Below are 20956 nucleotides of genomic sequence, written 5' to 3'. Positions count from 1 at the left end.
ATGACGACTTCAACTTCATTGGTCTATCTGATTGCACTTCCACTCTTTGGTGCAACAATTCTTCTACTTGCAGGACGTCGTGCTGATAAGTGGGGACACCTGCTTGCAACAGCGCTCTCTGCGAGTTCATTTGGAGTCGGTCTCTACCAACTCTCACAGATGCTTTCTCGTCCAACGGAGGAGCGCGCAGTAGGTCAGAAGCTCTTCTCATGGATCAACGTCGGCACATTTAATGTTGATGCAGGGCTCTTGCTCGATCAGCTCTCGATCTGTTTCATCCTTCTTATTACCGGCGTTGGAACTCTGATTCATATCTACTCAATTTCTTATATGTCTCATGATCAAAACCGTCGACGCTTCTTTGCCTATCTCAACCTCTTTATTGCAGCGATGCTCCTGCTCGTTCTCGGAGATTCCTATCTCAACCTCTATGTGGGATGGGAAGGCGTGGGTCTTGCCTCTTATCTCTTGATCGGTTTCTGGAATCAAAAGCCTGCCTATGCAACTGCTTCCAAAAAGGCATTTGTCATGAACCGCATCGGCGATATGGGTCTCTCCTTTGCCATCATGATCGCCTTTGCAACTCTTGGCACGGTCTCATTTAGCGGAGTAGAAGAGGCATCACATACTGCATCCAAAGCAGCACTCACAGCTATCGGAGTGATGTTGCTCGTTGCAGCAACAGGAAAGTCAGCACAATTCCCATTGCAGGCATGGCTTGGTGATGCGATGGCTGGTCCAACACCGGTTTCAGCACTGATCCACGCAGCGACAATGGTGACAGCTGGTGTTTATCTGATTATTCGCTCTAACTTTATCTTTGATGCAGCGCCTACTGCCCAACTTCTTGTTGTGATCGTGGGAGCAATTACTTTGTTATTCGGTGCCTTCATCGGTACTGCAAAAGATGACATCAAGAAAGCACTTGCTGCTTCAACGATGTCACAGATTGGTTACATGATCCTTGGCGCAGGCCTTGGTCCTGCAGGGTATGCATTCGCCATCATGCACTTGCTCACACACGGATTCTTTAAAGCGGGCATGTTCTTGGGTGCAGGCTCTGTCATGCACGGCATGAATGATCAAGTTGATATGCGTCGCTATGGCGCGCTTCGTAAATTCATGCCAATCACATTCATTACCTTTGGTCTTGGCTATCTTGCAATCATCGGTGTTCCACCATTTGCTGGCTTCTACTCAAAAGATCTCATTATTGAAACTGCATTTAATGCAGGTGGAATTAAGGGAATTCTCCTTGGCTCAACTGCACTCCTAGGAGCTGCAATCACTGCCTTCTACATGACTCGCGTTATGGTTCTTACTTTTACAAGTAAAGCGCGTTGGGAAGAGAATCAACATCCTCACGAGTCACCAATTCTTATGTGGCTTCCTATGGCAATTCTTGCAATCGGATCTGTAACAACAGGTTTCCTCTTTACTCGCGGAGATGCTCTCGCCAACTGGCTCAACCCAGTATTTGGTGAGCATGGTGAAGAACATGGCACAGAGCACCTCTTTGAACCGATTGTTGTCTCAGGCATGGCGCTCGTTGCCGTAGCAATAGGTGTTGCAATTGCGATTGTGAAGTATCAGCTTGCAGAAGTTGATTCTGTTGCGCCACAGGATGTCTCAATCTTTACTCGCATCGCCCGTAAGGATTTGATGCAGGATTCATTTAACGAAGCAGTCTTTATGCGTCCTGGACAAGCTCTCACAGCACTGCTTGTGAAGGGCGATGAGAGCGTTGTTGATGGCGCTGTACGTGGAGTCGGTCGCACAGCACTCGGTGCTGGCGCGGCTTTACGCAAGACACAGACAGGGTTCGCTCGCAGTTATGCAGCGCTCATTCTTATCGGTGCAGTCGCCTTGATTGCTGGAATCTGGGTGGTCACACAATGAACGCGCTGACAAGCATGATGTTATTGCCGCTACTAGGTTCACTCCTCGTTGCGGTTATCCCAACAGATCAAGTTCTTCGCATCAAGCAGGCAGCACTTGGTACTACCTTGTTGGTTGCCATCTCAGGCGTCATGGCCTGGATAAAATTTGATTCAGAGAACACAGCATTCCAATTCGTTCAGATTGCACAATGGATTCCATCCTTTGGTATCAACTATGCAGTTGGAGTCGATGGGCTTTCAATCGTTCTGATTCTTATGTCGGTCCTCTTGGCACCGATTGTGGTCCTGGCTGGCTGGAATGAATCTGAAGGTGGACGCTGGTCTGCCAAGGTCTTCTATATTCTGATTCTCGTTCTTGAAACAATGATGATCGGCGTCTTTGCAGCAACTGATGTCTTCTTGTTCTACGTATTCTTTGAAGCGATGTTGATCCCTGTCTACTTCCTGATCGGTGGTTATGGCAGTGGAGAACGTGCAGCTGCTGCTGTGAAATTCTTGCTCTACAGCCTCTTTGGCGGTCTCTTGATGCTCGCATCAATCATCGGGCTTTATGTGATCTCAGGCGCTAACGGTGGCCACACCTTTGATATTGGCCAGCTCTCTGAGATGCATAAATATATGAGCTCTACGACTCAGAACCTTCTGTTCCTAGGATTCTTTATTGCATTCGCAATTAAGGCACCTCTCTGGCCACTACACACATGGCTTCCTGACGCGGCAGCTTCTGCAACACCAGGAACATCTGTTCTTCTCCTTGGCATTCTCGACAAGGTCGGAACATTTGGAATGATTCGTTTCTGTCTTGCGCTCTTTCCTGATGCCTCTAAGACCTTTACTCCTGTCATCATGGTCTTAGCTGTGATCTCAATCTTGTATGGCGCATTCCTTGCAATTGGAGCGCGCGATATCAAGAGATTGATTGCCTATACATCAATATCACACTTCGGGTTTATCACCATGGGAATCTTTGCAATGACTACGCAAGGCCATAGCGGTGCAACTCTCTATATGTTCAACCACGGCTTCTCAACAGCTGCTCTCTTCCTCGTTGCAGGCTGGATGATTTCTCGCCGCGGTTCATCAACAATTGCAGATTTCGGCGGATTACAGCGCGTTACACCAGTGATGGCATGGTCATTCTTTATTGCAGGAATGTCTTCACTCGCTCTACCTGGTCTCTCAAGCTTTGTGAGCGAGTTCCTCGTTCTAGTAGGTACATACACTCGCTACCCAGTAGCTGCAATTATTGCTACCTTCGGAATAGTTCTTGCAGCTCTCTACATCTTGATCCCAGTGCAGAAAGCGCTGCACGGTCCGACAACTCCGGGAAATGAGAATCTTCCAGACCTCAACCTCCGCGAGAAGATTGCTATCGGTCCTGTGATTGCAGTGATTATCGCTCTTGGCTTCTATCCAGCACCGCTGCTCAACGTTATTAACCCAGCTTCAGCACATGTGCTTGAGAAGCAAGGTTTTACTGATCCAGTTCCTTCAGAGAGCGCAGGCAAGTAAATGTCATTCACGGCTCCCGTACTTAACTATGCACAGCTTGCACCGATGCTCATCGTTCTCGGTGGGGCACTCATTGGTGTTCTTATTGAGGCATTTGCACCTCGTGCATCACGCCATAGCTCACAGCTCTTCATTACAGTTGCAACACTGGTCTCATCCTTTGCAGCGCTGATGCAGGTCCGCACACAATCTTCAGCAAATGCTGCAATGGGTTCTGTGGCATTTGATGGTGCAGGTGTTCTACTTCAAGCTTCGATTTTAGTGATTGCTCTACTCTCGGTATTTCTGATTGCAGATCAAGAGAACTTCACAGCTCTTCCTGCAGCAGTTCCTGGTTCTCATGAAGAACGTGAATCGCTCCAGCTTGATCTACGCGTTACTGAGGTCTATCCGCTGACACTCTTTGCAGTGGCTGGAATGCTGCTCTTCCCAGTTTCCACAGATTTAATCACTCTCTTTGTGGCCCTTGAAGTGCTCTCATTACCGCTCTATTTGATGGCAGGACTTTCACGTCGTCGCCGATTGATGTCGCAAGAGGCTGCGCTGAAGTACTTCTTATTGGGTGCATTCTCATCAGCATTCTTCCTCTTTGGCGCTGCTTATCTCTATGGATACTCAGGCTCAATTACATTTGCAGGAATTCAATCAAGTGTTGTGGGTGGCTCAGGAAATGATGTATTCCTGCTTCTAGGCATTGCATTTATCTCTGTGGGTCTTCTCTTTAAAGTCGGTGCGGTGCCATTTCATGCATGGTCACCTGATGTCTATCAAGGTGCACCAACAGCAATTACAGGCTTTATGGCAGCTGCTACCAAGGTTGCAGCATTCGGTGCGATCCTTCGTATCTTCTATGTCTCATTTGCCAATGCGCAGTGGCAATGGAGTCCAGCTCTTGTTCTGATTGCAATAATCACGATGGTCATTGGATCAGTAGTGGCAATTGCGCAACGAGATGTTAAGCGCATGCTTGCCTACTCATCAATCGCTCACGCAGGCTTCCTTCTTGCAGGTGTGATTGCCTTGAGCAAATCAGGTCTTGATGCCACCATCTTCTATCTCTTCGCCTATGGCATCGCCACCGTTGGAGCATTTGGAGTTGTCACTCTCGTGCGCGACTCATCGGGTGAGGTCACAGACCTCAATCGCTGGAGTGGACTTGGTAAGCGCTCACCATTAGTTGCTTCAGTCTTCTCCTTCTTCCTTTTAGCCTTTGCAGGCATTCCTCTTACATCAGGCTTTATTGGAAAATTCTCCATCTTCTCAAGTGCTTATGAATCAGGAAGCACATGGATTTTGATTTCTGGTGTGCTCTCATCAGCAATAGCTGCCTTCTTCTATATCCGCGTCATCGTCTTGATGTTCTTTAAGGATCCAGTTGAAGATGGCACCAGCGTTGTCATTCCTTCTGCCCTTACAACAATAACGATTACAGTTGCGGCAGTGATTACCTTGATTCTCGGTATCTTCCCCGCACCTCTGATCGATTTCATTGCATCAACAGCTTTCTTCATCCGATAATGTCTAAATTCGGAATACCTGGTTTAGCCCCTGAGCTAGAGGCAGAGCTTAAAGAGGGTATGGCTAAAGTTGAAAGCCTTCTCCTTAGCCATATTCAGGGTGATTACCCGCTGGTGGAGGAGACTTCGCGCCACCTCGTTGCAGCAGGTGGCAAGCGCCTGAGGCCGTTGTTAACTCTTCTTGCATCTCACTATGGAGATAAGAATAAGTCTGGCATTGTTGAATCAGCAGTTGTCTGCGAACTTACACACGTTGCAACTCTCTATCACGATGATGTGATGGATGAAGCAAAGCTTCGTCGTGGAGTGGAGAGCGCAAATAGTCGCTGGGGCAACACCGTTGCCATTCTCACCGGGGATTACCTCTTTGCAAAGGTCTCAGCACTCCTTGCAGATATCGGACCTGAAGCAGTTCGCCTGCAGGCATCAACTTTTGAACGTCTTGTCATTGGCCAGATTATGGAGACGCAAGGACCGCAAAATGGGGAGGATGCCCTTGATCATTATCTGCAAGTTGTTGCAGATAAGACAGGATCACTGATTGCAGCAAGCGCACGATTCGGTGCGATGGTCTCAGGTGCTCCTGCAGATATTAAAGAGACTCTCACAGTCTTCGGTGAAAAAGTAGGTATTGCATTCCAATTAGCAGATGATGTTATTGATATTGCAAGTGAATCTCACCAATCTGGAAAGACCCCAGGCACTGATCTGCGTGAAGGAGTTCCAACTCTTGTGACTCTTAATGTCATGAAATCTACACGGGCCGAAGATCGCGAACTCATCAAGCTACTCAAAGCCCCGATCAAGGATGAGAAAGTTGTAGCGCAGGTTCTCACAACTCTGCGAGGACATAGCGCACTCGATGAATCGCGCGGTCAACTGCAGAATATTGCACGTGATGCTCGCGCAGCTCTTGGACCACTACCTGTTAACGATGTGACAGGTGCTCTATTTTCCTTGTGCGACGCTATTGTCGACCGTTCTGCTTGATCGCACTAGATCAGTAGCTAACGCAGCTAGAGCAAACCAGATCACGATAAAACCAATCCATCGCGCAGTCGGCATATCTTCATGGCGCAACCACACACCGATAGAGAATTGAATCGTTGGAGTGATGTATTGCAGCAATCCGATGGTGCTATAGGGCAGGCGAGTAGTTGAGCCGTTAAAGAGTAAGAGTGGAATAGCAGTGATTGCACCTGCGCTGATAAGAAGCACTGTGAGAAGGGAGTTATGGCCAAACTGTCCTGTGCCATTGTTGCCGAGATAGAGAAGATAGAAGCCATAGGGGATAAGGGATATCAAGGTTTCAATTGCGAGTCCATCGAGTGCGCCAAGATCTAACTTCTTCTTCACAAGGCCATATGTGCCCCATGAGAGGGCGAGTGAGATAGCAACCCAGGGAAGACGTCCATAATCGTAGGTAAGGATGCCAACGCCAATTGCTGCAATACCAACTGCGAGCCACTGCAAAGGACGCATCTTCTCTCGAAGGAGAATTACTCCGAATGAAATAATGATGAGCGGATTGATGTAGTAACCAAGGGCAGCCTCTACAACATGTCCATTATTCGTTGCCCAGATGTAAGTAATCCAGTTGATGGAGATGAGGATTGTTGTTGCAAGTAAGCCAATAACTTTCTTGGGGCTCTTAAGGATTGCGATCGTGGAATGAATTTGCTTGGAGATAGCGAGAACAATTGCGCAGAAGACCAATGTCCACACGGCGCGGTGGGCAACAATCTCCCATGGATTAGCTGGCTCTAGGAGCGGCCAATACAAAGGGAAGAGCCCCCACAAAATATATGCGCTGACGCCAAAGAGAAGCCCCAGCGAATACTCGCTCCGGTTCTTAACCACTTATCGGAAGTTTACGAATTGAACTGCAAATTCGAATTTGCCATTTTTAATCTGCTCAATAGCTTCCTGCAGATCATCACGGCTCTTTGATGTCACGCGTAGCTCATCGCCTTGAATCTGGGTCTTGATTGATTTCGCACCTTCATCACGCAAGAACTTAGCAATCTTCTTGGCATTCTCAGTTGAGATGCCCTCTTTCATGGTGCATGCAATCTTGTAGATTTTTCCTGAGAGCTGTGGCTCACCAGCATCAAGGTGCTTGAGTGAAACTCCACGCTTAATCAACTTATCTTTAACGACATCCAGGGTCGCCTTTGCGCGCTCTTCAGTATCTGCTTCGATTGCTAACTTGTCACCTGAGAGTTCAATCTTTGCGCCAGTATTCTTAAAGTCAAAGCGGGTATCAATCTCGCGGATAGCCTGATTTATAGCGTTATCTAGCTCCATGCGGTCGATCTTCGAGACTACGTCAAAACTGCTATCAGCCATATCGGTGGCGCTCCCTTGTGGTTAATCTTGTGATTTTCAAAGTTCAAGTGCCTAAGGTATCGTTTGCCGCTCGCACTTACCAAAGCGCCGTAAGACTTGTATGACCCTGGCGGGTTGCCCGAGCGGCCAATGGGAGGGGACTGTAAATCCCCCGGCTCTGCCTTCGAAGGTTCAAATCCTTCACCCGCCACCACAACGCCCTAATTCACGAGGGCGTATTACTTTGCTGGGCTTCCTGCAGTTCATTCGCGTGTCGACATTGGGCGATTGGGTTAATACTCTTCTCTAGTATTTATCTCGCCCCAACCTTAAGGAGCTAACGTGCAGAAACGTTTCGGAATTATCACTGCAGCTGTTATCGCAGCTGCTCTCACACTCACAGGATGTGGACCTTTCGGTTCGGATTCATCTGATTCAGCATCAGCATCATGTGAAATCGGTGAGCTAGCAACAATCACTGAAGGCAAACTCACTATCGCAACTGGTGAACCTGCGTACTACCCATGGGTTATCGATGACAAGCCAGAGTCTGGCGAAGGCTTCGAAGGAGCAGTGGCTTATGCAGTTGCTAAGCAACTCGGCTTTGATGCTGCAGATGTCACCTGGGCCCGCACAACATTTGACTCAGCTGTAACACCAGGAGAGAAGAAGTTTGACTTCAACTTGCAGCAGTTCTCAATTACTGATGATCGCAAGAAAGCTGTTGATTTCTCATCACCTTATTACACAGCTCCACAGGCAATCGTCTCATTCAAGGGAAGCAAGATTGAAGGAAAGACTTCACTTGCTGAACTCAAGAGCGCCAAGCTTGGCGCAGCAGTCGGTACTACCTCACTTGATGCAATCGAGAATCAGATTGGCACAAAGCCACAGGTATTTAACGACAATGCAGCAGGTGTATCTGCACTCAAAAACAAGCAGATCGATGGCCTTGTTGTAGATCTACCAACTGCTTTCTACCTATCAGGCGTTGAAGTTCCAAACGGACTTATCGTTGGTCAACTTCCATCAAATGGTGAAGGTGATCAGTTTGGTCTCCTGCTTTCAAAGGGAAGCAAGCTCACATCATGTGTTACTGGCGCTGTAGATGCCATTACCGCTGATGGAACACTCGCAGCAATTACAGATAAGTGGCTAGCAACTGATGCTGGCGCTCCTGTATTGAAGCCTTAATAGAAACTCAGCAGTAAACAAGGTAGTTTGGCGACCATGTCAGAGAAGAAAAGCTCTGCTTGGTCGCCAAGCTCCCGTGAACTAGAACGACGTAAATCTCGTCGCAGGATTAGCCGCAAGCAAGCAAGTATTGCTGCGGCTTCTTCTATTTTTGTCCTCGGAACTCTTGCCATAATTCTCGTAACTTCACCAGGCTGGGAAACCGTAAAAGCTACATTCTTCGATATTGATTATGGCCGCGAGGTATTTCCAACAGTCGTGCGAGGGCTCTGGATCAATTTGCAACTTACTTTTATTGGCGGTGCTGCTATTGGCGTTATTGCACTTGGGCTTGCTTTACTGCGGACTACAAAATCACCAGCGCTTACTCCATTTAGATTTCTAGCTACTGCCTACGTCGATATCTTCCGAGGCGCCCCACTGATCTTGATTATCTTGCTTGTTGGTTTTGGTGTTCCAGCCCTAGGACTTTCCGGAATCTCAAGCAATGTCATCTTTCTCGGGACAGTTGCTGTGGTGCTCACATACTCGGCATATGTAGCTGAAGTTATCCGAAGTGGAATTTTATCTATTCACCCAAGTCAACGCGCAGCAGCTCGTTCCCTCGGACTCACTTCAGGGCAGACCATGCGTTTTGTTGTACTGCCTCAGGCCATACGTCGTGTTGTGCCTCCCTTGCTCAATGATTTTGTTTCACTACTGAAGGACACAGGTTTGGTCTCAATCCTGGGAGTCACCGATGCCGTTCGTGCTGCTCAAATTAATGCTAGCCGAACCTTTAACTACACACCTTATGTTGTGGCAGCCATACTCTTTCTACTCATCACAATTCCAATGACTCGCTATACAGATCGAGCTATAAGGCAACGCACTAGTGCACAGAACTCAGAAGGTGCAATCTGATGAGTAAAGTGCTTGAACTGGTAGATGTTCGAAAGTCCTTTGGTGCAGAAGTTGTCCTGCACGATCTATCACTCACTGTTCCTGAACACACAGCCACTGTTCTTATTGGTGCTTCGGGCTCAGGTAAGTCCACACTTCTCCGCTGCATCAACTTGCTGGAATCAATCGATGATGGCCAAATTTTCTTAGATGGACAAGAAATTTCAGATCCTCTGATAAACGTTGATGAAGTTCGCCGCCGTCTAGGTATGGTCTTTCAATCATTTAACCTCTTTCCTCATAAAACGGTTTTAGAAAACATCACACTCTCGCCCATCAAGGTTCATGGCAAAAGTAGAGATGAAGCCAATACTCATGCACTGCACCTATTGAAGAGATTTGATTTAGCGGATAAAGCCGATCAATATCCTGATCGCCTGAGTGGGGGACAGCAGCAGCGAGTAGCGATAATTCGCTCACTTGCGGTAAGTCCACGGCTACTTCTCCTTGATGAAGTCACATCAGCACTTGACCCAGTACTTGTTAACGAAGTTCTCTCAGCTGTCCGTGATCTCAAAAGTGATGGCATGACCATGGTGCTGGCGACACATGAAATGGGGTTTGCAACTCAAGTAGCAGATGAAGTCTGTTTCCTAGAGTCCGGCAACATCATTGAGCGAGGAAGCGCAGAGCAGGTGCTCCATAACCCGCAGAACCCAAAAACCCAAGAGTTCTTGAAGCGAGTCCATCAAGCTGGTCGACTGTAGAAAGAATGATTAAGACCTCATGAGAATGAGGTCAGTGAGCTAACTTTTTGCGCCAGGTTTGCGTGCTGCGCGAGATAAAAATAGCGCAAATACGAGAGCTAAAACAATTCCAGTGTTCACGCCCATCTCTGTCAGTGCACGGTTGAAATACTCCGTTGTCTTCTCCTTCTCCATCGTCAGTGATGCACCGACTGTGAGAATGTGTCGAACGGCTGCGATGACTCCGATAATAAGGAAGTTATCGAGTTGGAAAATTCCATCTGTGAAGCGGACGATCACTGTGCGCATGATCTCAAGGATGATGACTACAAAGAGAATGTCATTAATTGCTTGGATCATTCCTAGTGGAAAGAATGGGCGAGTTTCAATCAGGCGCTGCAAGCTATAGCCAGCAGCAAGGACTGAGATGATAAAGAGAACGATGCCAAGGAAGCCGTGAAGGATATCTTCGAGCTTGTCGATAAAAGTTACAGGGATGAGTGATTCATCTCCGGTGAGTAAACCCTTAACGGACTTGTATTTCATCTCAACCACCTTTTTTAGACTTAACTAAGGGTAAGTGCAGGGTCAAGCTCTCGCAATAGATAAAGGGTTAATGCGTGGTTTCACCAGCACGACGACGACGAACGTTATCTCCATAGACTGCAAGGAGAATGACTGCACCTACTACGACGTACTGCCATTCCTGTTGAAGTTCGAGAATACGTAGACCGTTGATCAGAACCGACATGATGAGGGCACCGATGATGGTTCCAGAGATAGTTCCCTTACCGCCAAGAAGTGATGTTCCACCGATGATGACTGCAGCGATTGCTTCAAGCTCATAACCAAGACCAAGGTCAGGTTGCGCAGAGCCCAGGCGAGATGTCATCACAATTGCTGAGAGGCCAACGAAGAATCCACAGAGTGCATAGACGGCAATCAACCAACGATCGACCTTCACGCCAGAGAGCTTTGTTGCTTCAGTATTAGAACCGATTGCGAATGTGTAACGGCCGAGGACTGTCTTATTAAGAATGATTGAAGCAACCACAGCTGCCACGAGAAGAATGAGAACAGCATTAGGAAGATTCGGGATGATATTTCCTTGTGCAATGGAGTCCCAGCCCTTTACATCTGTTGTGAAGAGAATTGGCTTCAGATCGGAGGTAATGAGCGCCAATCCTTGAGCACCCTTCATTGTTGCAAGAGTTGCAATAAATGGAGGCAACTTAAGAACAGTAATAAGAATTCCGTTGATAGCGCCAAGGATTGTTCCCACGACAAGTCCTAGGAGTATTCCGCTCCAGACGTTTAGGTTCATCGCCATCACTGTCTTACCAGTAATAACTCCCACGAGAGCCATGGATGTTCCAACAGAGAGATCGATACCACCGGTGATGATGACGAAGGTGACACCGATTGCCATCAGGCCAATCACCGTTGTGGACATCAAGATTCCGCCAGAGACATTTGCCCATGAGGCAAAGACAGGACGCATTACGGTGAAGAAGGTAAAGATGACGAAAAGGCTAGCAAGTGCTGTCACTCGACCGATTTCTCGACGAATAAAGGCTGAAACTTTATTGCCGCCATCTGCCTTTGTGCCTGCGTTAGTTACTTCTGACATTTCTCTCTCTTTTCCCGTATTAGTTAACTGTCGTTAATGAATCGCTGAACTTGGTCGCAAGTTCCATGATGATGTTCTGGTTGGCATCTTTGTTATCAATAATTCCTGTTAAGCGACCATCACACATCACTGCGATGCGATCTGATAGTCGCAAAACTTCTGGCAGTTCGGATGAAATCATGATGATGGACTTGCCTTCTTCGGCCAAGCCAGTCAGAAGGCGATAAATCTCATCTTTGGCGCCCACATCAATTCCACGTGTTGGCTCATCGAAAATCAATACATCGCAATCGCGAGTGAGCCATTTTGCGATAACTACCTTCTGCTGGTTTCCGCCAGATAAGTTCTTAAGGAACTGGCGTTCAGAGGGTGTGCGCACTCGAAGTTGAGCGATGACATCACGCGCAATGCCAGCTGCTGACTTCACTTTGAGAAAGCCCAACTTATTGGAAAAGCGTGGGATGGAGGAGAGAATCACATTAAAGGTGATGTCTTGATTGAGAAGAAGACCAAAACGTTTGCGGTCTTCAGAGAGGTATCCAATACCCACCGCAACCGCATCTGATGGTTGCTTGATCTTTACCTCGGTGCCACGCAAAGTGATAGTTCCTGAAGTCTTTGGATCTGCGCCCATAATCGCGCGTGCAAGTTCTGTGCGACCTGCGCCCATCAAACCTGCAAAGCCAAGAATTTCACCTTTGCGAAGATCGAAGGAGATATCTCTAAGAAGGTGTTGGTCTGAAAGGTTTTTAACCTGCAGAACTATTTCACTACCGATGGAGCGGTTGGTTGGGCGTTGATCCTGATCCACCTTACGGCCGACCATAAGCGAAATGACTTCTGGGATAGTCGTCTGAGTAGTTATCAGAGTCTTTACATACTCACCATCACGTAGAACTGTGATGCGGTCGGTGATCTTCTCGAGCTCTTCCAGGCGGTGAGAGATATAGACAACGCCTTTTCCTGCAGCCTTGAGAGAGCGAATAATCTTAAAGAGCGCATCAGTCTCAGCTGGGGTCAGCGATGAGGTTGGTTCATCCATGATGATGACTGAGCCGCGATAAGAGACAGCCTTTGCGATTTCAACCATCTGTTGTTTTGCAATAGTAAGTTCACCAACGATGTCGTTGGGATTGAGTGCCAATCCGAGTTCAGCTAGGAGCGCAATAGTGGCATCAACTAACTTCTTATTATTGAGAAAAACTCCACCAGGGAATCGATCTTCACGACCAATAAAAATGTTCTCAGCAACTGTGAGATGTGGCATCAGGTTCAGCTCTTGGTGAATGATGCTGATACCGAGCTTCTGTGCTTCAAATGGATTGGGAATTGAAACAGACTTTCCCTTGTAGATAATCTCTCCAGAATCTTTCTTATAAATACCAGAGAGAATCTTCATGAGTGTTGATTTACCAGCACCGTTCTCGCCGACAATGGCATGAACTTCACCCTCATTGAGATCAAAGTGCACATTACTGAGTGCCTTGACGCCCGGGAACTCTTTACTAACGCCTGAGAGAGATAAGAGCTGTGCTGAAGCCATTGTTTTCACCTTATATCTAGAGTTGCGATGAGCTTACTCACTTAAGAATAAAGCAATGGTGGCCGAGATTGCTCCCGGCCACCATGCCTTTAATCACTTACAAATCAGTCAGTAATGACTTATTCGTAAAGGTTACCGGCGATCTTTGGATCGGCGATGTTCTTCTTATCGTAGTAGTAGAAACCTGTATCGATAAGGTTCTTTGGAACTGTCTTGTTACGTACGTAGTTAACGAGAGCTTCGACAGTCTTCGCACCGATACCCATTGGGCTCTGTGTGATAGCACCTGACTGGAGACCAGACTTGATGTTTGCCATCTGCTGCTTTCCTGAGTCGAATCCGATCAACTTAACTGCGCCATTCTTAAGCTTTGCAGCCTTGAATGCCTGGCCAGCGCCGATTGATACACCTTCGTTAGTTCCGTAGACACCCTTGAGGTCCTTGTTAGCAACGAGTGATGCGCTAACGATTTCCTGTGCCTTAAGTGCATCTCCACCCTCAGCGTACTGAGGTGTAAGAAGTGTGATGCCCTTGTACTTAGCCTTCATGCGGTTGATAAAGCCGTTTGCACGGTCGATACCTGTCTGGTTTGTCTGTGAGTGACCGACAACCAAAACCTTACCCTTGTTACCAACCAACTTAGCCATCCAGTCTGCAGCGAGTGCGCCAGCAGCTGTTGAATTTGTGTATGCAACGCCAAGTGCGCAGTCAGAGTTTGGTCCTAGCTTAGGAACTCCACCCTCACAGCTAGCTGCTGTGTCGAACATGTACACAGGAATGCCTGCTGCCTTAGCTGCCTTGAGCTTTGGAAGTGACTGTGTTGTACCAAGAGCTGCGTAACCGATTGCATCTGGCTTAAGTGCAATTGCTGCATCAAGCATTTCAAGCTGCTTATCGATCATTGTTTCTGCTGCTGGACCAATGAAGTGAACTTCTGCGTTCATCTTCTTAGCTTGATCTTCAGCGCCCTTCTTTACTGCCTGCCAAAATTGGTGCGTTTCGCCCTTTGAGATCAATTCGATCTTAAGAGTCTTCTCTGCAGCTGTTACTGGAGTTGCTGTTCCAGTTACTAGCGCCAGTGCTGATAGTGCAGCAACTGTGATGAGACCTTTCTTCATGTATTTCTCCTCTAGAAGCAGCGGAATTGCTGTGTGGAAATCCTAGGGGGGCGGCGCGCTACCTTCAATAAATAATGGGTAAATACCAGGCGGTAAAGCCGATTGTTACAGCTTCGTTATCTTGTAGGCAGATAAGGCGTTCTCACGCCAGAAAAGTTCATTTTCCCTTTCAGTAAATTTCACCGTAAGGCTCTGGGCAAGGCGAACTACCTCTGAATAGCTTGAAGTGGCTAAAAGCGCCACGGGCCAATCGGAGCCAAACATCAGCCGTTCTGGGCTAAAGCTCTCAATGATGTGATCAACGTAGGGCGCAAAGTCATCAACTTTCCAGATATTCCACTTTGCTTCAGTCACCATTCCAGAAATCTTGCACGAAACGTTATCGAAGGATGAAAGTTCTGTAATCAGAGATTTCCAAGGCTGCATTTCTTCTCTAGCGATATATGGCTTTGAAATGTGGTCAAGGACAAATTGCACATCAGGGCACGCTTTAACTAATTCAATAGCAGCTGGCAGTTCGGGAGTCTTGGTAAGAATGTCATAAGTCAGACCCATCTTGCCAAGTTGTTGCACAGTTGCAATCGCTTGGGGTTTCGCCAAGTAATTGGAGTCAGGCAGGTCTTGTGCAACATCACGGATGCCTTTGAGGTAGCCACCACCGTGTGCTTCTAGATATTTCTCGCACTGAGCAATCGCACCGGGTGAATCAATCTGCAGCCAACCCACCACAGCAATCACTGTGGAATCTGATTGCGCAATCTCCAGTAGTTCAAAAGTTTCATCATGTGTTGTCGTTGCGTGAACAAGGATTGTTTTCTCGATTCCCGTTCCAGCAATCGCACTGCGCAGGTCATCGGTGTTGAAGTTGCGAGCAACAGGCTCCATGCCATCGCCCACCATCCACTCTTGTGGGCGAATGGAGAGGTCCCATAGATGGTGGTGCGAATCAATTCTCACGATTGCAATTTAACCTTGGGCAACTACATGTTCAAGAGGAGCACCTGCAGCCAGAAGCTGTAGTTGGGATTCCACCAAAGCCCTGCCACGTGGTTCAAATGCATCTGAATTTCCACCTACGTGAGGGAGAAGAAGGAGATTCTTCGCACTCCATAGAGGGTGCCCTGTTGGAAGTGGTTCAGGGTCTGTCACATCGAGGGCTGCAAAGATGCGCCCTGAATTGAGCTCTTTTACTAATGCATCGGTTTCAACGACAGGACCGCGCGCCACATTGATAAGGAGTGCGCCATCCTTCATTGCAGCAAGGCGCTTGGCGTTAAAGAGATGACGAGATGAATCTGAGAGCGGAAGAATCAAAATGATGATGTCGAGCCCAGGTAGATGAGCATCGAGTTGATCGATGGTGAGAGAGCCATCTCTTCCTGATTGGGTAAAGGCGGTGACGGATACTTCAAAGCCAGAGAGATTCTTGGCAATCTTCTTACCGATTGATCCATATCCAATGATTCCGATCTTGGAATCAGAAAGAGCCGATGTGCGGTGATGGCTCCACCTGCCTGCAATCTGCTCGCGCATGAATTCAGGAAAACCTCGGCGGGAAGCAATTGCTAATCCCACTGCTAATTCAGCTGTGGATGCATCGTGAACACCTCGTGCATTGCAGAGCGTTAACCCTGGGCGAAGGTATGCAAGTGCATCGTCATAGCCAGCGTTGAGCATCTGCAGAGTTTTTAAATTGGGCATTTGTGCGGCATAGGAGAGAGCCTTTGCGCCTCCCATATAGAGAGGAACATAGAAATCAATTTGTGAAAGATCTGATGTATCTAATGGAAAGTTTTCAGGGGAGAGCAGTGTGATTCCAGCAGGAGCTGAGAGGTCATCCCATTGAGTCCATGCATTGATCGAAGACATGTTTTACCGTTCTGGAATTACTTCAACTGTATTTGAAAGGGTTCCAACGCCTGCAACGTTAATCTCAACGATATCTCCTGCAGCAAGTGCGATATCCATAGGAGGAACAATTCCTGTGCCGGTGGAGAGAATTAAGCCATGAGGAAAATCTTGGCAACGAAATACATAGTTCACAAGATCTTCCAGAGTTCTATTGAGAGCACCGAGTGATGTTTCTGCCTCCCAGACCAGAGCTGAACCGCGAAGAATCTTTGCTTTGATGCTCATCTCATTGGCTGCAGGTGCAAGCCAGGCAGGAGTGATATCTGGGCCAATTGCTGTTGAGCCGATATAGATCTTTGCTTGTGAGAGGTAGAGAGGGTTCTCACCTTCAATAGAACGGGCAGTGACATCGTTACAGATCGCATAACCAATAATCTCGCGATGCTTATTTATATAGATAGCAACTTCTGGTTCAGGCACAGATGCCTCGCTGTCATAGCGAATACCGATAGGTGCATTGGTTCCTCGTGCACGTACTGCAGTTGATTTAAAGAAGAGCTCTGGGCGGTCTGCTTCATAGACGCGCTGATAGACATCAGGCACACCGCTCTCCTCTTTACGAGCATCGCGTGAACGCAGGTAGGTAACGCCAGCTCCCCATAATTCAATTTCAGCAGCGATTGGGGGTGCAAGCTCTCCAGTAATAGATGTTGTTGCGCTAGCTGTGCGAGTTTTGAGTTCAGCAAGAGTCAGGTGCATTGCCTCAGTCAGTGTGGGTAGTCCTTCAACGCTGCGGTGAACGCCATCAGTAGTGACGGCAAATTGGTATTGCGCGTTTTTGGTATGAAGGACTGAAAATTTCATTGAATTCCTTAACTAGTCGAGGTAAAAGTTTTGGTGGAGTGTATGCCACCACTCGCCATCGCGAGCTTCGGGAACTTGCACCTGCATAGGAGCTGTGATCTTCCACCATTTCTGAGTTTCAGGATCTGCGGCGATAAGAGCCATATCGGCTTCATAGTCAGTGCCTGTGTACTCCATATAAGCAAAGAGGAGATTTTCATATCGAAAGATTGAGTAGTTCTGAATATTGGCTTTCTTCAAAGTGGCAGCAACTGTTGGCCAAATAGCCTCATGAATGCGTTCATACTCTTCGATTTCTTCAGGCTTAATACCAATTACTTGGCCGATTCTTTTGATGCTCATGCCTGGATCTTCTCAATCAGGCCTGCATCTTCTAGTTCACTCCAGATACCTTCAGGAAGTGGGCGATTGAAATCTTCTGCATTCGAACGCAGTTCAGCAGCTGTGCGGGGACCAGTCAGAACTGATGTCACAGCAGGGTGGCGCAATGGGAATTGCAGCGCTGCTGCAATGAGTGGAACATCTCGTTCTTTGAGGAAGTCACATATCTTCTTAGCTCTGGCGATAATTTCATCAGATGCTGGAAGATAGTTATATGTTGCACCCGCGACCGGGTTAGCAAGAACTCCAGAGTTGAGAACTCCGCCCATTGAGATATCAATCTTGTTCTTCAGCGCATATGGGAAGAGATCATGCTGGGCTACTTGATCAAGGAGAGTAAAACGACCAGCGATAAGTGCAATATCAAGATCTGTATTCTTCATAATCTCAAGAGCTGGATCGACATAGTTCATTCCAAGGCCGATTGCTTTAATGAGTCCTTGTGAACGAAGGTCGGCAAGAACTGGGAATGCGTTGTTAATTGCTTCTGGGATGTAATCCTCAGCATCATGCATCAAGACAATATCTATGTGATCTAAGCCAAGACGCTCCAGGCTCTCATCAAAGGAGCGTCTAATGCCCTCAGGTGTGTAGTCATAGATAGGAACGATGTCGCGAGGTGCGTCAGGAAACCATTTTTCCGGCTCAACACCTTCAACATGGCGCAGTACTCGACCGACTTTGGTTTCAATAACGAAGGGAGTCTTCACATTGCGCAGAACTTTGCCCACGCGAATTTCTGCAACGCCATGACCATATTGAGGGGCGGTATCGAAATAGTTAATTCCTAATTCAAGAGCAGTATTAAGAAGAGCATCGCCTTCAGAATCAGAGACTGAAGCAAAGAGTCCACCTAGAGGGGCTGTACCAAGAGCAAAGCGTGTAACCTCAAGATTTGAACGCTTTAACTTAACTTTCTCGCTATACCGCGGCATAAATTCATCCTATATGATTTTGCAGGTCAAGCGAAGAGTCAATTTTCATACAAGTAAAGGGATGTCATGCCTAAGGTAACTGGATTTAGAACTGTCGATGTCAGATTCCCAACTTCACGTGGACTCGATGGTTCCGATGCAATGAATAAGGAACCCGATTATTCGGCAGCTCTTCTCATCCTAGAAACTGATGACCCAACACTTGAGGGCCATGGCTTTGTCTTTACATGCGGCCGCGGAAATGATCTGCAGTGCGACATGATTGAACAACTTGCACCGTATGCAGTGGGACGCGATGTTGCAGATCTTGCAACCAGCATGGGCGAGTTCGCTCGCAGCTTGGTTCGTGATTCTCAGATTCGTTGGTTAGGTCCAGAAAAAGGCGTGACACAAATGGCAGCCGGCGCAGTCGTTAACGCTGCATGGGATCTTGTGACTAAGCACGCAAAGAAGCCTTTATGGAAGTTCCTTTCAGATCTAACGCCAGAACAAATCGTTGAACTTGTTGATTTTAGATACATTACTGATGCGCTCACACCAGCTGAAGCGCTAGAGATATTGCGTAAGACAGAGCCGCAGCGCGCTGCCAATGAAGCAAAGCTTCGCGCTGAAGGATTGCCTGCCTATACAACTACTCCTGGCTGGCTTGGATATACCGATGAGAAGATGGTTCGTCTTGCAAAGGAAGCAGTTGCTGCTGGATACACACTCATTAAGTTGAAGTGCGGAGGATCGCTAGAAGATGACAAGCGTCGCCTGCGCCTTGCTCGTGAAGCAGTAGGCCCAGATATCAGAATTGCTATCGATGCCAACCAGGTATGGGATGTGAATCAAGCTATTGAATGGATTAAGGGCATAGGAGATGTCAACCTGTACTGGGTTGAAGAGCCAACAAACCCTGATGATGTTCTAGGACATGCAGCCATTGCTAAGGCAATTGCACCTGTGCGCGTTGCAACCGGTGAGCATGGCATGAACCGCATTCTCTTTAAGCAGATGCTGCAAGCAAAGTCATTCTCTTTCATGCAAATTGATGCAACTCGTGTTGCAGGTGTGAATGAAAATATTGCCAACATATTGATGGCTGCAAAGTTTGGAGTTCCTGTCTGTCCTCACGCAGGTGGCGTTGGACTCTGCGAGCTTGTTCAGCACCTTGCAATGTTTGATTCCGTTGCAGTCACTGGCCACCATGCAGGACGCGTCGTTGAATTCGTTGATCACCTGCATGAGCACTTTGTTGTTCCAACAAATATTCAGAATGCTCGTTACATGCCACCTGTTGAACCAGGTGCTGGTGGAGAGATGTATGCACAGTCGATTGCTGACTTCACATTCCCACATGGAAAAGAATGGGCAAGTGCGTAATGTCTGAATTCAAAGGTCTGACTGCAGCAGTCACAGGTGCTGGTTCTGGAATCGGACTTGCAACAGCGCAAATGCTTGCATCAGGTGGTGCAACTGTTTATGGACTCGATATTGCAGAAGGTGGCCTTGCCGGCATTGGCCAGTGGCTTTCCTGTGATGTCAGCGACGATGCATCTGTGGAAGCTGCATTTGCAAAGATTCCACAGCTAGACATACTTATTAATAGCGCTGCAATCAGCGCAGTGGGCAACGTTGAAGCCAATCCATCTGATGAGTGGAACAAGGTGATGAATATCAATGTTGTGGGGATTGTGCGCACCTCGCGCTTTGCACTGCCACTTCTTCGCAAGAGCAAGTGCGCATCAATCGTCAATGTCTGCTCTGTTGCAGCAACTGCAGGAATTCCAAAGCGCGCTCTCTATAGCGCGACAAAGGGCGCAGTGCTCTCACTGACTATGGCGATGGCCAATGACTATGTTGCTGAAGGAATTCGCGTGAACTGTGTGAATCCAGGAACAGCAGACACACCTTGGGTGCAACGTCTGCTGGCACAAGCTGCAGATCCTGTTGCAGAACGTAAAGCACTGGAAGCACGTCAACCACTTGGACGACTTGTCAGCGCAGATGAAGTTGCACGCGCACTCTGCTACTTAGCAAGTCCACTGCAAGGATCAACAACTGCTACCTCCCTTGCCGTCGATGGTGGAATGCAAGGGCTGCGAATCCCGCGATAGGGATTTTATTTCATGGCAGAGATTAACGAGGAAGAACTTAAAGCTCGCTTAGATCCACTTTCGTATGCAGTTCTTCGCGAAGGTGCAACAGAGCGACCATTTACTGGCGAATACACCGACACAGATAAAGTTGGTAGTTATCGTTGTAAGGCATGTGGCAATGAGCTCTTTACATCTGAAACTAAATTTCACTCTGGATGTGGTTGGCCATCTTTCTATGCACCGACTGCCGATGATGCGGTAAAGCTGATTGAGGATCGCTCACTGGCCCCACGGGTTCGGACCGAGGTTCGGTGCGCGAACTGTGACTCCCACCTGGGCCATGTCTTTACGGGTGAGGGGTATGAGGTGCCCACAGATGAGCGCTGGTGCATCAACTCTGTGGCCCTTTACCTGCAAGAGAAGCCTCTCTGACCTCCTTTTAGCGTTGAATTCACCCGTTTTCTTTATCATTT

At 47.7% G+C, this 20956-nt stretch carries 21 protein-coding genes and 1 tRNA gene; 11 read left to right on the top strand and 11 right to left on the bottom strand.

Going from position 1 to position 20956, the window contains the following annotated elements; translation table 11 throughout:
- From nuoL to A1sIIA65_RS05865, 4 genes are read left to right on the top strand one after another with little or no spacing between them, the layout of a single operon-like run.
- Positions 1-1899, top strand: a complete 1899-nt coding sequence (gene nuoL / locus A1sIIA65_RS05880) for an NADH-quinone oxidoreductase subunit L (RefSeq protein WP_095676613.1) — start codon at positions 1-3, stop codon at positions 1897-1899.
- Positions 1896-3413 carry an NADH-quinone oxidoreductase subunit M gene (locus A1sIIA65_RS05875; protein ID WP_095676612.1) on the top strand — a complete coding sequence of 506 codons (1518 nt, stop codon included), beginning with the start codon at positions 1896-1898 and terminating at the stop codon, positions 3411-3413. Before nuoL ends, A1sIIA65_RS05875 begins: the two co-directional genes overlap by 4 nt.
- Positions 3414-4931, top strand: a complete 1518-nt coding sequence (nuoN, locus tag A1sIIA65_RS05870; protein ID WP_095676611.1) for an NADH-quinone oxidoreductase subunit NuoN — start codon at positions 3414-3416, stop codon at positions 4929-4931. It abuts the gene before it with no gap.
- Positions 4931-5920 carry a polyprenyl synthetase family protein gene (locus A1sIIA65_RS05865; protein ID WP_095676610.1) on the top strand — a complete coding sequence of 330 codons (990 nt, stop codon included), beginning with the start codon at positions 4931-4933 and terminating at the stop codon, positions 5918-5920. Before nuoN ends, A1sIIA65_RS05865 begins: the two co-directional genes overlap by 1 nt.
- Here the strand turns inward: A1sIIA65_RS05865 and rarD are convergent.
- Entirely contained in the window at positions 5879-6790 is a 912-nt protein-coding gene (gene rarD, locus A1sIIA65_RS05860) for an EamA family transporter RarD (RefSeq protein WP_095676609.1), read from the bottom strand. The genes A1sIIA65_RS05865 and rarD overlap by 42 nt on opposite strands.
- Entirely contained in the window at positions 6791-7279 is a 489-nt protein-coding gene (locus A1sIIA65_RS05855; RefSeq protein ID WP_095676608.1) for a YajQ family cyclic di-GMP-binding protein, read from the bottom strand.
- Between the two features lie 108 nt (positions 7280-7387).
- On the opposite strand from A1sIIA65_RS05855, the gene A1sIIA65_RS05850 reads away from it, so the two are divergent.
- From A1sIIA65_RS05850 to A1sIIA65_RS05835, 4 genes are all read left to right on the top strand, one after another.
- A tRNA-Tyr gene (locus A1sIIA65_RS05850) sits at positions 7388-7472 on the top strand.
- Between the two features lie 128 nt (positions 7473-7600).
- Positions 7601-8452, top strand: coding sequence for an ABC transporter substrate-binding protein (locus A1sIIA65_RS05845; RefSeq protein ID WP_095676607.1), 852 nt, complete (start codon positions 7601-7603; stop codon positions 8450-8452).
- A gap of 36 nt (positions 8453-8488) precedes the next feature.
- A complete protein-coding gene (locus A1sIIA65_RS05840; RefSeq protein ID WP_095676606.1) occupies positions 8489-9355 on the top strand; it encodes an amino acid ABC transporter permease in 867 nt (288 codons plus the stop codon).
- On the top strand, positions 9355-10101 hold the full coding sequence (locus A1sIIA65_RS05835; protein WP_095676605.1) for an amino acid ABC transporter ATP-binding protein: 747 nt from the start codon (positions 9355-9357) through the stop codon (positions 10099-10101). The genes A1sIIA65_RS05840 and A1sIIA65_RS05835 overlap by 1 nt, the downstream gene beginning before the upstream one ends.
- 39 nt (positions 10102-10140) lie before the next feature.
- Here the strand turns inward: A1sIIA65_RS05835 and A1sIIA65_RS05830 are convergent, their stop codons facing one another.
- The 9 genes from A1sIIA65_RS05830 to A1sIIA65_RS05790 form a co-directional block, all read right to left on the bottom strand.
- Complete coding sequence (locus tag A1sIIA65_RS05830; RefSeq protein ID WP_095676604.1) at positions 10141-10626, bottom strand: phosphate-starvation-inducible PsiE family protein; 486 nt, start codon at positions 10624-10626, stop codon at positions 10141-10143.
- Between the two features lie 67 nt (positions 10627-10693).
- Positions 10694-11710: an ABC transporter permease gene (locus A1sIIA65_RS05825; protein ID WP_190277110.1), complete on the bottom strand. Its 1017-nt coding sequence runs from the start codon at positions 11708-11710 to the stop codon at positions 10694-10696.
- 19 nt (positions 11711-11729) lie between these two features.
- A complete protein-coding gene (locus A1sIIA65_RS05820; RefSeq protein WP_095676603.1) occupies positions 11730-13253 on the bottom strand; it encodes a sugar ABC transporter ATP-binding protein in 1524 nt (507 codons plus the stop codon).
- A 119-nt stretch (positions 13254-13372) separates the two neighbouring features.
- Positions 13373-14371 (bottom strand): ABC transporter substrate-binding protein, encoded by a 999-nt coding sequence (locus A1sIIA65_RS05815; protein WP_095676602.1) that lies wholly within the window; start codon positions 14369-14371, stop codon positions 13373-13375.
- Between the two features lie 105 nt (positions 14372-14476).
- Complete coding sequence (locus A1sIIA65_RS05810) at positions 14477-15328, bottom strand: amidohydrolase family protein (protein WP_095676601.1); 852 nt, start codon at positions 15326-15328, stop codon at positions 14477-14479.
- Between the two features lie 9 nt (positions 15329-15337).
- Positions 15338-16240, bottom strand: coding sequence for an NAD(P)-dependent oxidoreductase (locus tag A1sIIA65_RS05805; RefSeq protein ID WP_095676600.1), 903 nt, complete (start codon positions 16238-16240; stop codon positions 15338-15340).
- Between the two features lie 3 nt (positions 16241-16243).
- Positions 16244-17086, bottom strand: a complete 843-nt coding sequence (locus A1sIIA65_RS05800) for a fumarylacetoacetate hydrolase family protein (protein ID WP_095676599.1) — start codon at positions 17084-17086, stop codon at positions 16244-16246.
- 12 nt (positions 17087-17098) lie between these two features.
- A complete protein-coding gene (locus A1sIIA65_RS05795) occupies positions 17099-17428 on the bottom strand; it encodes an L-rhamnose mutarotase (RefSeq protein ID WP_190277109.1) in 330 nt (109 codons plus the stop codon).
- On the bottom strand, positions 17425-18402 hold the full coding sequence (locus A1sIIA65_RS05790) for an aldo/keto reductase (protein ID WP_095676598.1): 978 nt from the start codon (positions 18400-18402) through the stop codon (positions 17425-17427). The genes A1sIIA65_RS05795 and A1sIIA65_RS05790 overlap by 4 nt, the downstream gene beginning before the upstream one ends.
- Before the next feature lie 66 nt (positions 18403-18468).
- Here A1sIIA65_RS05790 and A1sIIA65_RS05785 point away from each other — a divergent pair, with 66 nt between their 5' ends.
- From A1sIIA65_RS05785 to msrB, 3 genes are read left to right on the top strand one after another with little or no spacing between them, the layout of a single operon-like run.
- On the top strand, positions 18469-19767 hold the full coding sequence (locus tag A1sIIA65_RS05785) for an enolase C-terminal domain-like protein (RefSeq protein ID WP_095676597.1): 1299 nt from the start codon (positions 18469-18471) through the stop codon (positions 19765-19767).
- Positions 19767-20501 (top strand): SDR family NAD(P)-dependent oxidoreductase, encoded by a 735-nt coding sequence (locus A1sIIA65_RS05780; RefSeq protein ID WP_095676596.1) that lies wholly within the window; start codon positions 19767-19769, stop codon positions 20499-20501. Before A1sIIA65_RS05785 ends, A1sIIA65_RS05780 begins: the two co-directional genes overlap by 1 nt.
- A 12-nt stretch (positions 20502-20513) precedes the next feature.
- Complete coding sequence (gene msrB / locus A1sIIA65_RS05775; RefSeq protein ID WP_095676595.1) at positions 20514-20915, top strand: peptide-methionine (R)-S-oxide reductase MsrB; 402 nt, start codon at positions 20514-20516, stop codon at positions 20913-20915.
- The last annotated feature ends 41 nt before the right edge of the window (positions 20916-20956 follow it).

The sequence above is a fragment of the Candidatus Planktophila dulcis genome, from assembly GCF_002288225.1.
Taxonomy (GTDB): Bacteria; Actinomycetota; Actinomycetes; order Nanopelagicales; family Nanopelagicaceae; genus Planktophila; species Planktophila dulcis.
This window is presented reverse-complemented; position numbering and strand designations above follow the sequence as displayed.

Coding starts and splice junctions, on each gene's coding strand:
- A1sIIA65_RS05840 (WP_095676606.1), top strand. CDS start 8,489: ATGTCAGAGAAGAAAAGCTCTGCTTGGTCGCCAAGCTCCCGTGAACTA.
- A1sIIA65_RS05855 (WP_095676608.1), bottom strand. CDS start 7,279: ATGGCTGATAGCAGTTTTGACGTAGTCTCGAAGATCGACCGCATGGAG.
- nuoL (WP_095676613.1), top strand. CDS start 1: ATGACGACTTCAACTTCATTGGTCTATCTGATTGCACTTCCACTCTTT.
- A1sIIA65_RS05865 (WP_095676610.1), top strand. CDS start 4,931: ATGTCTAAATTCGGAATACCTGGTTTAGCCCCTGAGCTAGAGGCAGAG.
- A1sIIA65_RS05825 (WP_190277110.1), bottom strand. CDS start 11,710: ATGTCAGAAGTAACTAACGCAGGCACAAAGGCAGATGGCGGCAATAAA.
- A1sIIA65_RS05835 (WP_095676605.1), top strand. CDS start 9,355: ATGAGTAAAGTGCTTGAACTGGTAGATGTTCGAAAGTCCTTTGGTGCA.
- A1sIIA65_RS05780 (WP_095676596.1), top strand. CDS start 19,767: ATGTCTGAATTCAAAGGTCTGACTGCAGCAGTCACAGGTGCTGGTTCT.
- A1sIIA65_RS05795 (WP_190277109.1), bottom strand. CDS start 17,428: ATGAGCATCAAAAGAATCGGCCAAGTAATTGGTATTAAGCCTGAAGAA.
- A1sIIA65_RS05805 (WP_095676600.1), bottom strand. CDS start 16,240: ATGTCTTCGATCAATGCATGGACTCAATGGGATGACCTCTCAGCTCCT.
- A1sIIA65_RS05790 (WP_095676598.1), bottom strand. CDS start 18,402: ATGCCGCGGTATAGCGAGAAAGTTAAGTTAAAGCGTTCAAATCTTGAG.
- A1sIIA65_RS05785 (WP_095676597.1), top strand. CDS start 18,469: ATGCCTAAGGTAACTGGATTTAGAACTGTCGATGTCAGATTCCCAACT.
- nuoN (WP_095676611.1), top strand. CDS start 3,414: ATGTCATTCACGGCTCCCGTACTTAACTATGCACAGCTTGCACCGATG.
- A1sIIA65_RS05800 (WP_095676599.1), bottom strand. CDS start 17,086: ATGAAATTTTCAGTCCTTCATACCAAAAACGCGCAATACCAATTTGCC.
- msrB (WP_095676595.1), top strand. CDS start 20,514: ATGGCAGAGATTAACGAGGAAGAACTTAAAGCTCGCTTAGATCCACTT.
- A1sIIA65_RS05830 (WP_095676604.1), bottom strand. CDS start 10,626: ATGAAATACAAGTCCGTTAAGGGTTTACTCACCGGAGATGAATCACTC.
- A1sIIA65_RS05820 (WP_095676603.1), bottom strand. CDS start 13,253: ATGGCTTCAGCACAGCTCTTATCTCTCTCAGGCGTTAGTAAAGAGTTC.
- A1sIIA65_RS05875 (WP_095676612.1), top strand. CDS start 1,896: ATGAACGCGCTGACAAGCATGATGTTATTGCCGCTACTAGGTTCACTC.
- A1sIIA65_RS05815 (WP_095676602.1), bottom strand. CDS start 14,371: ATGAAGAAAGGTCTCATCACAGTTGCTGCACTATCAGCACTGGCGCTA.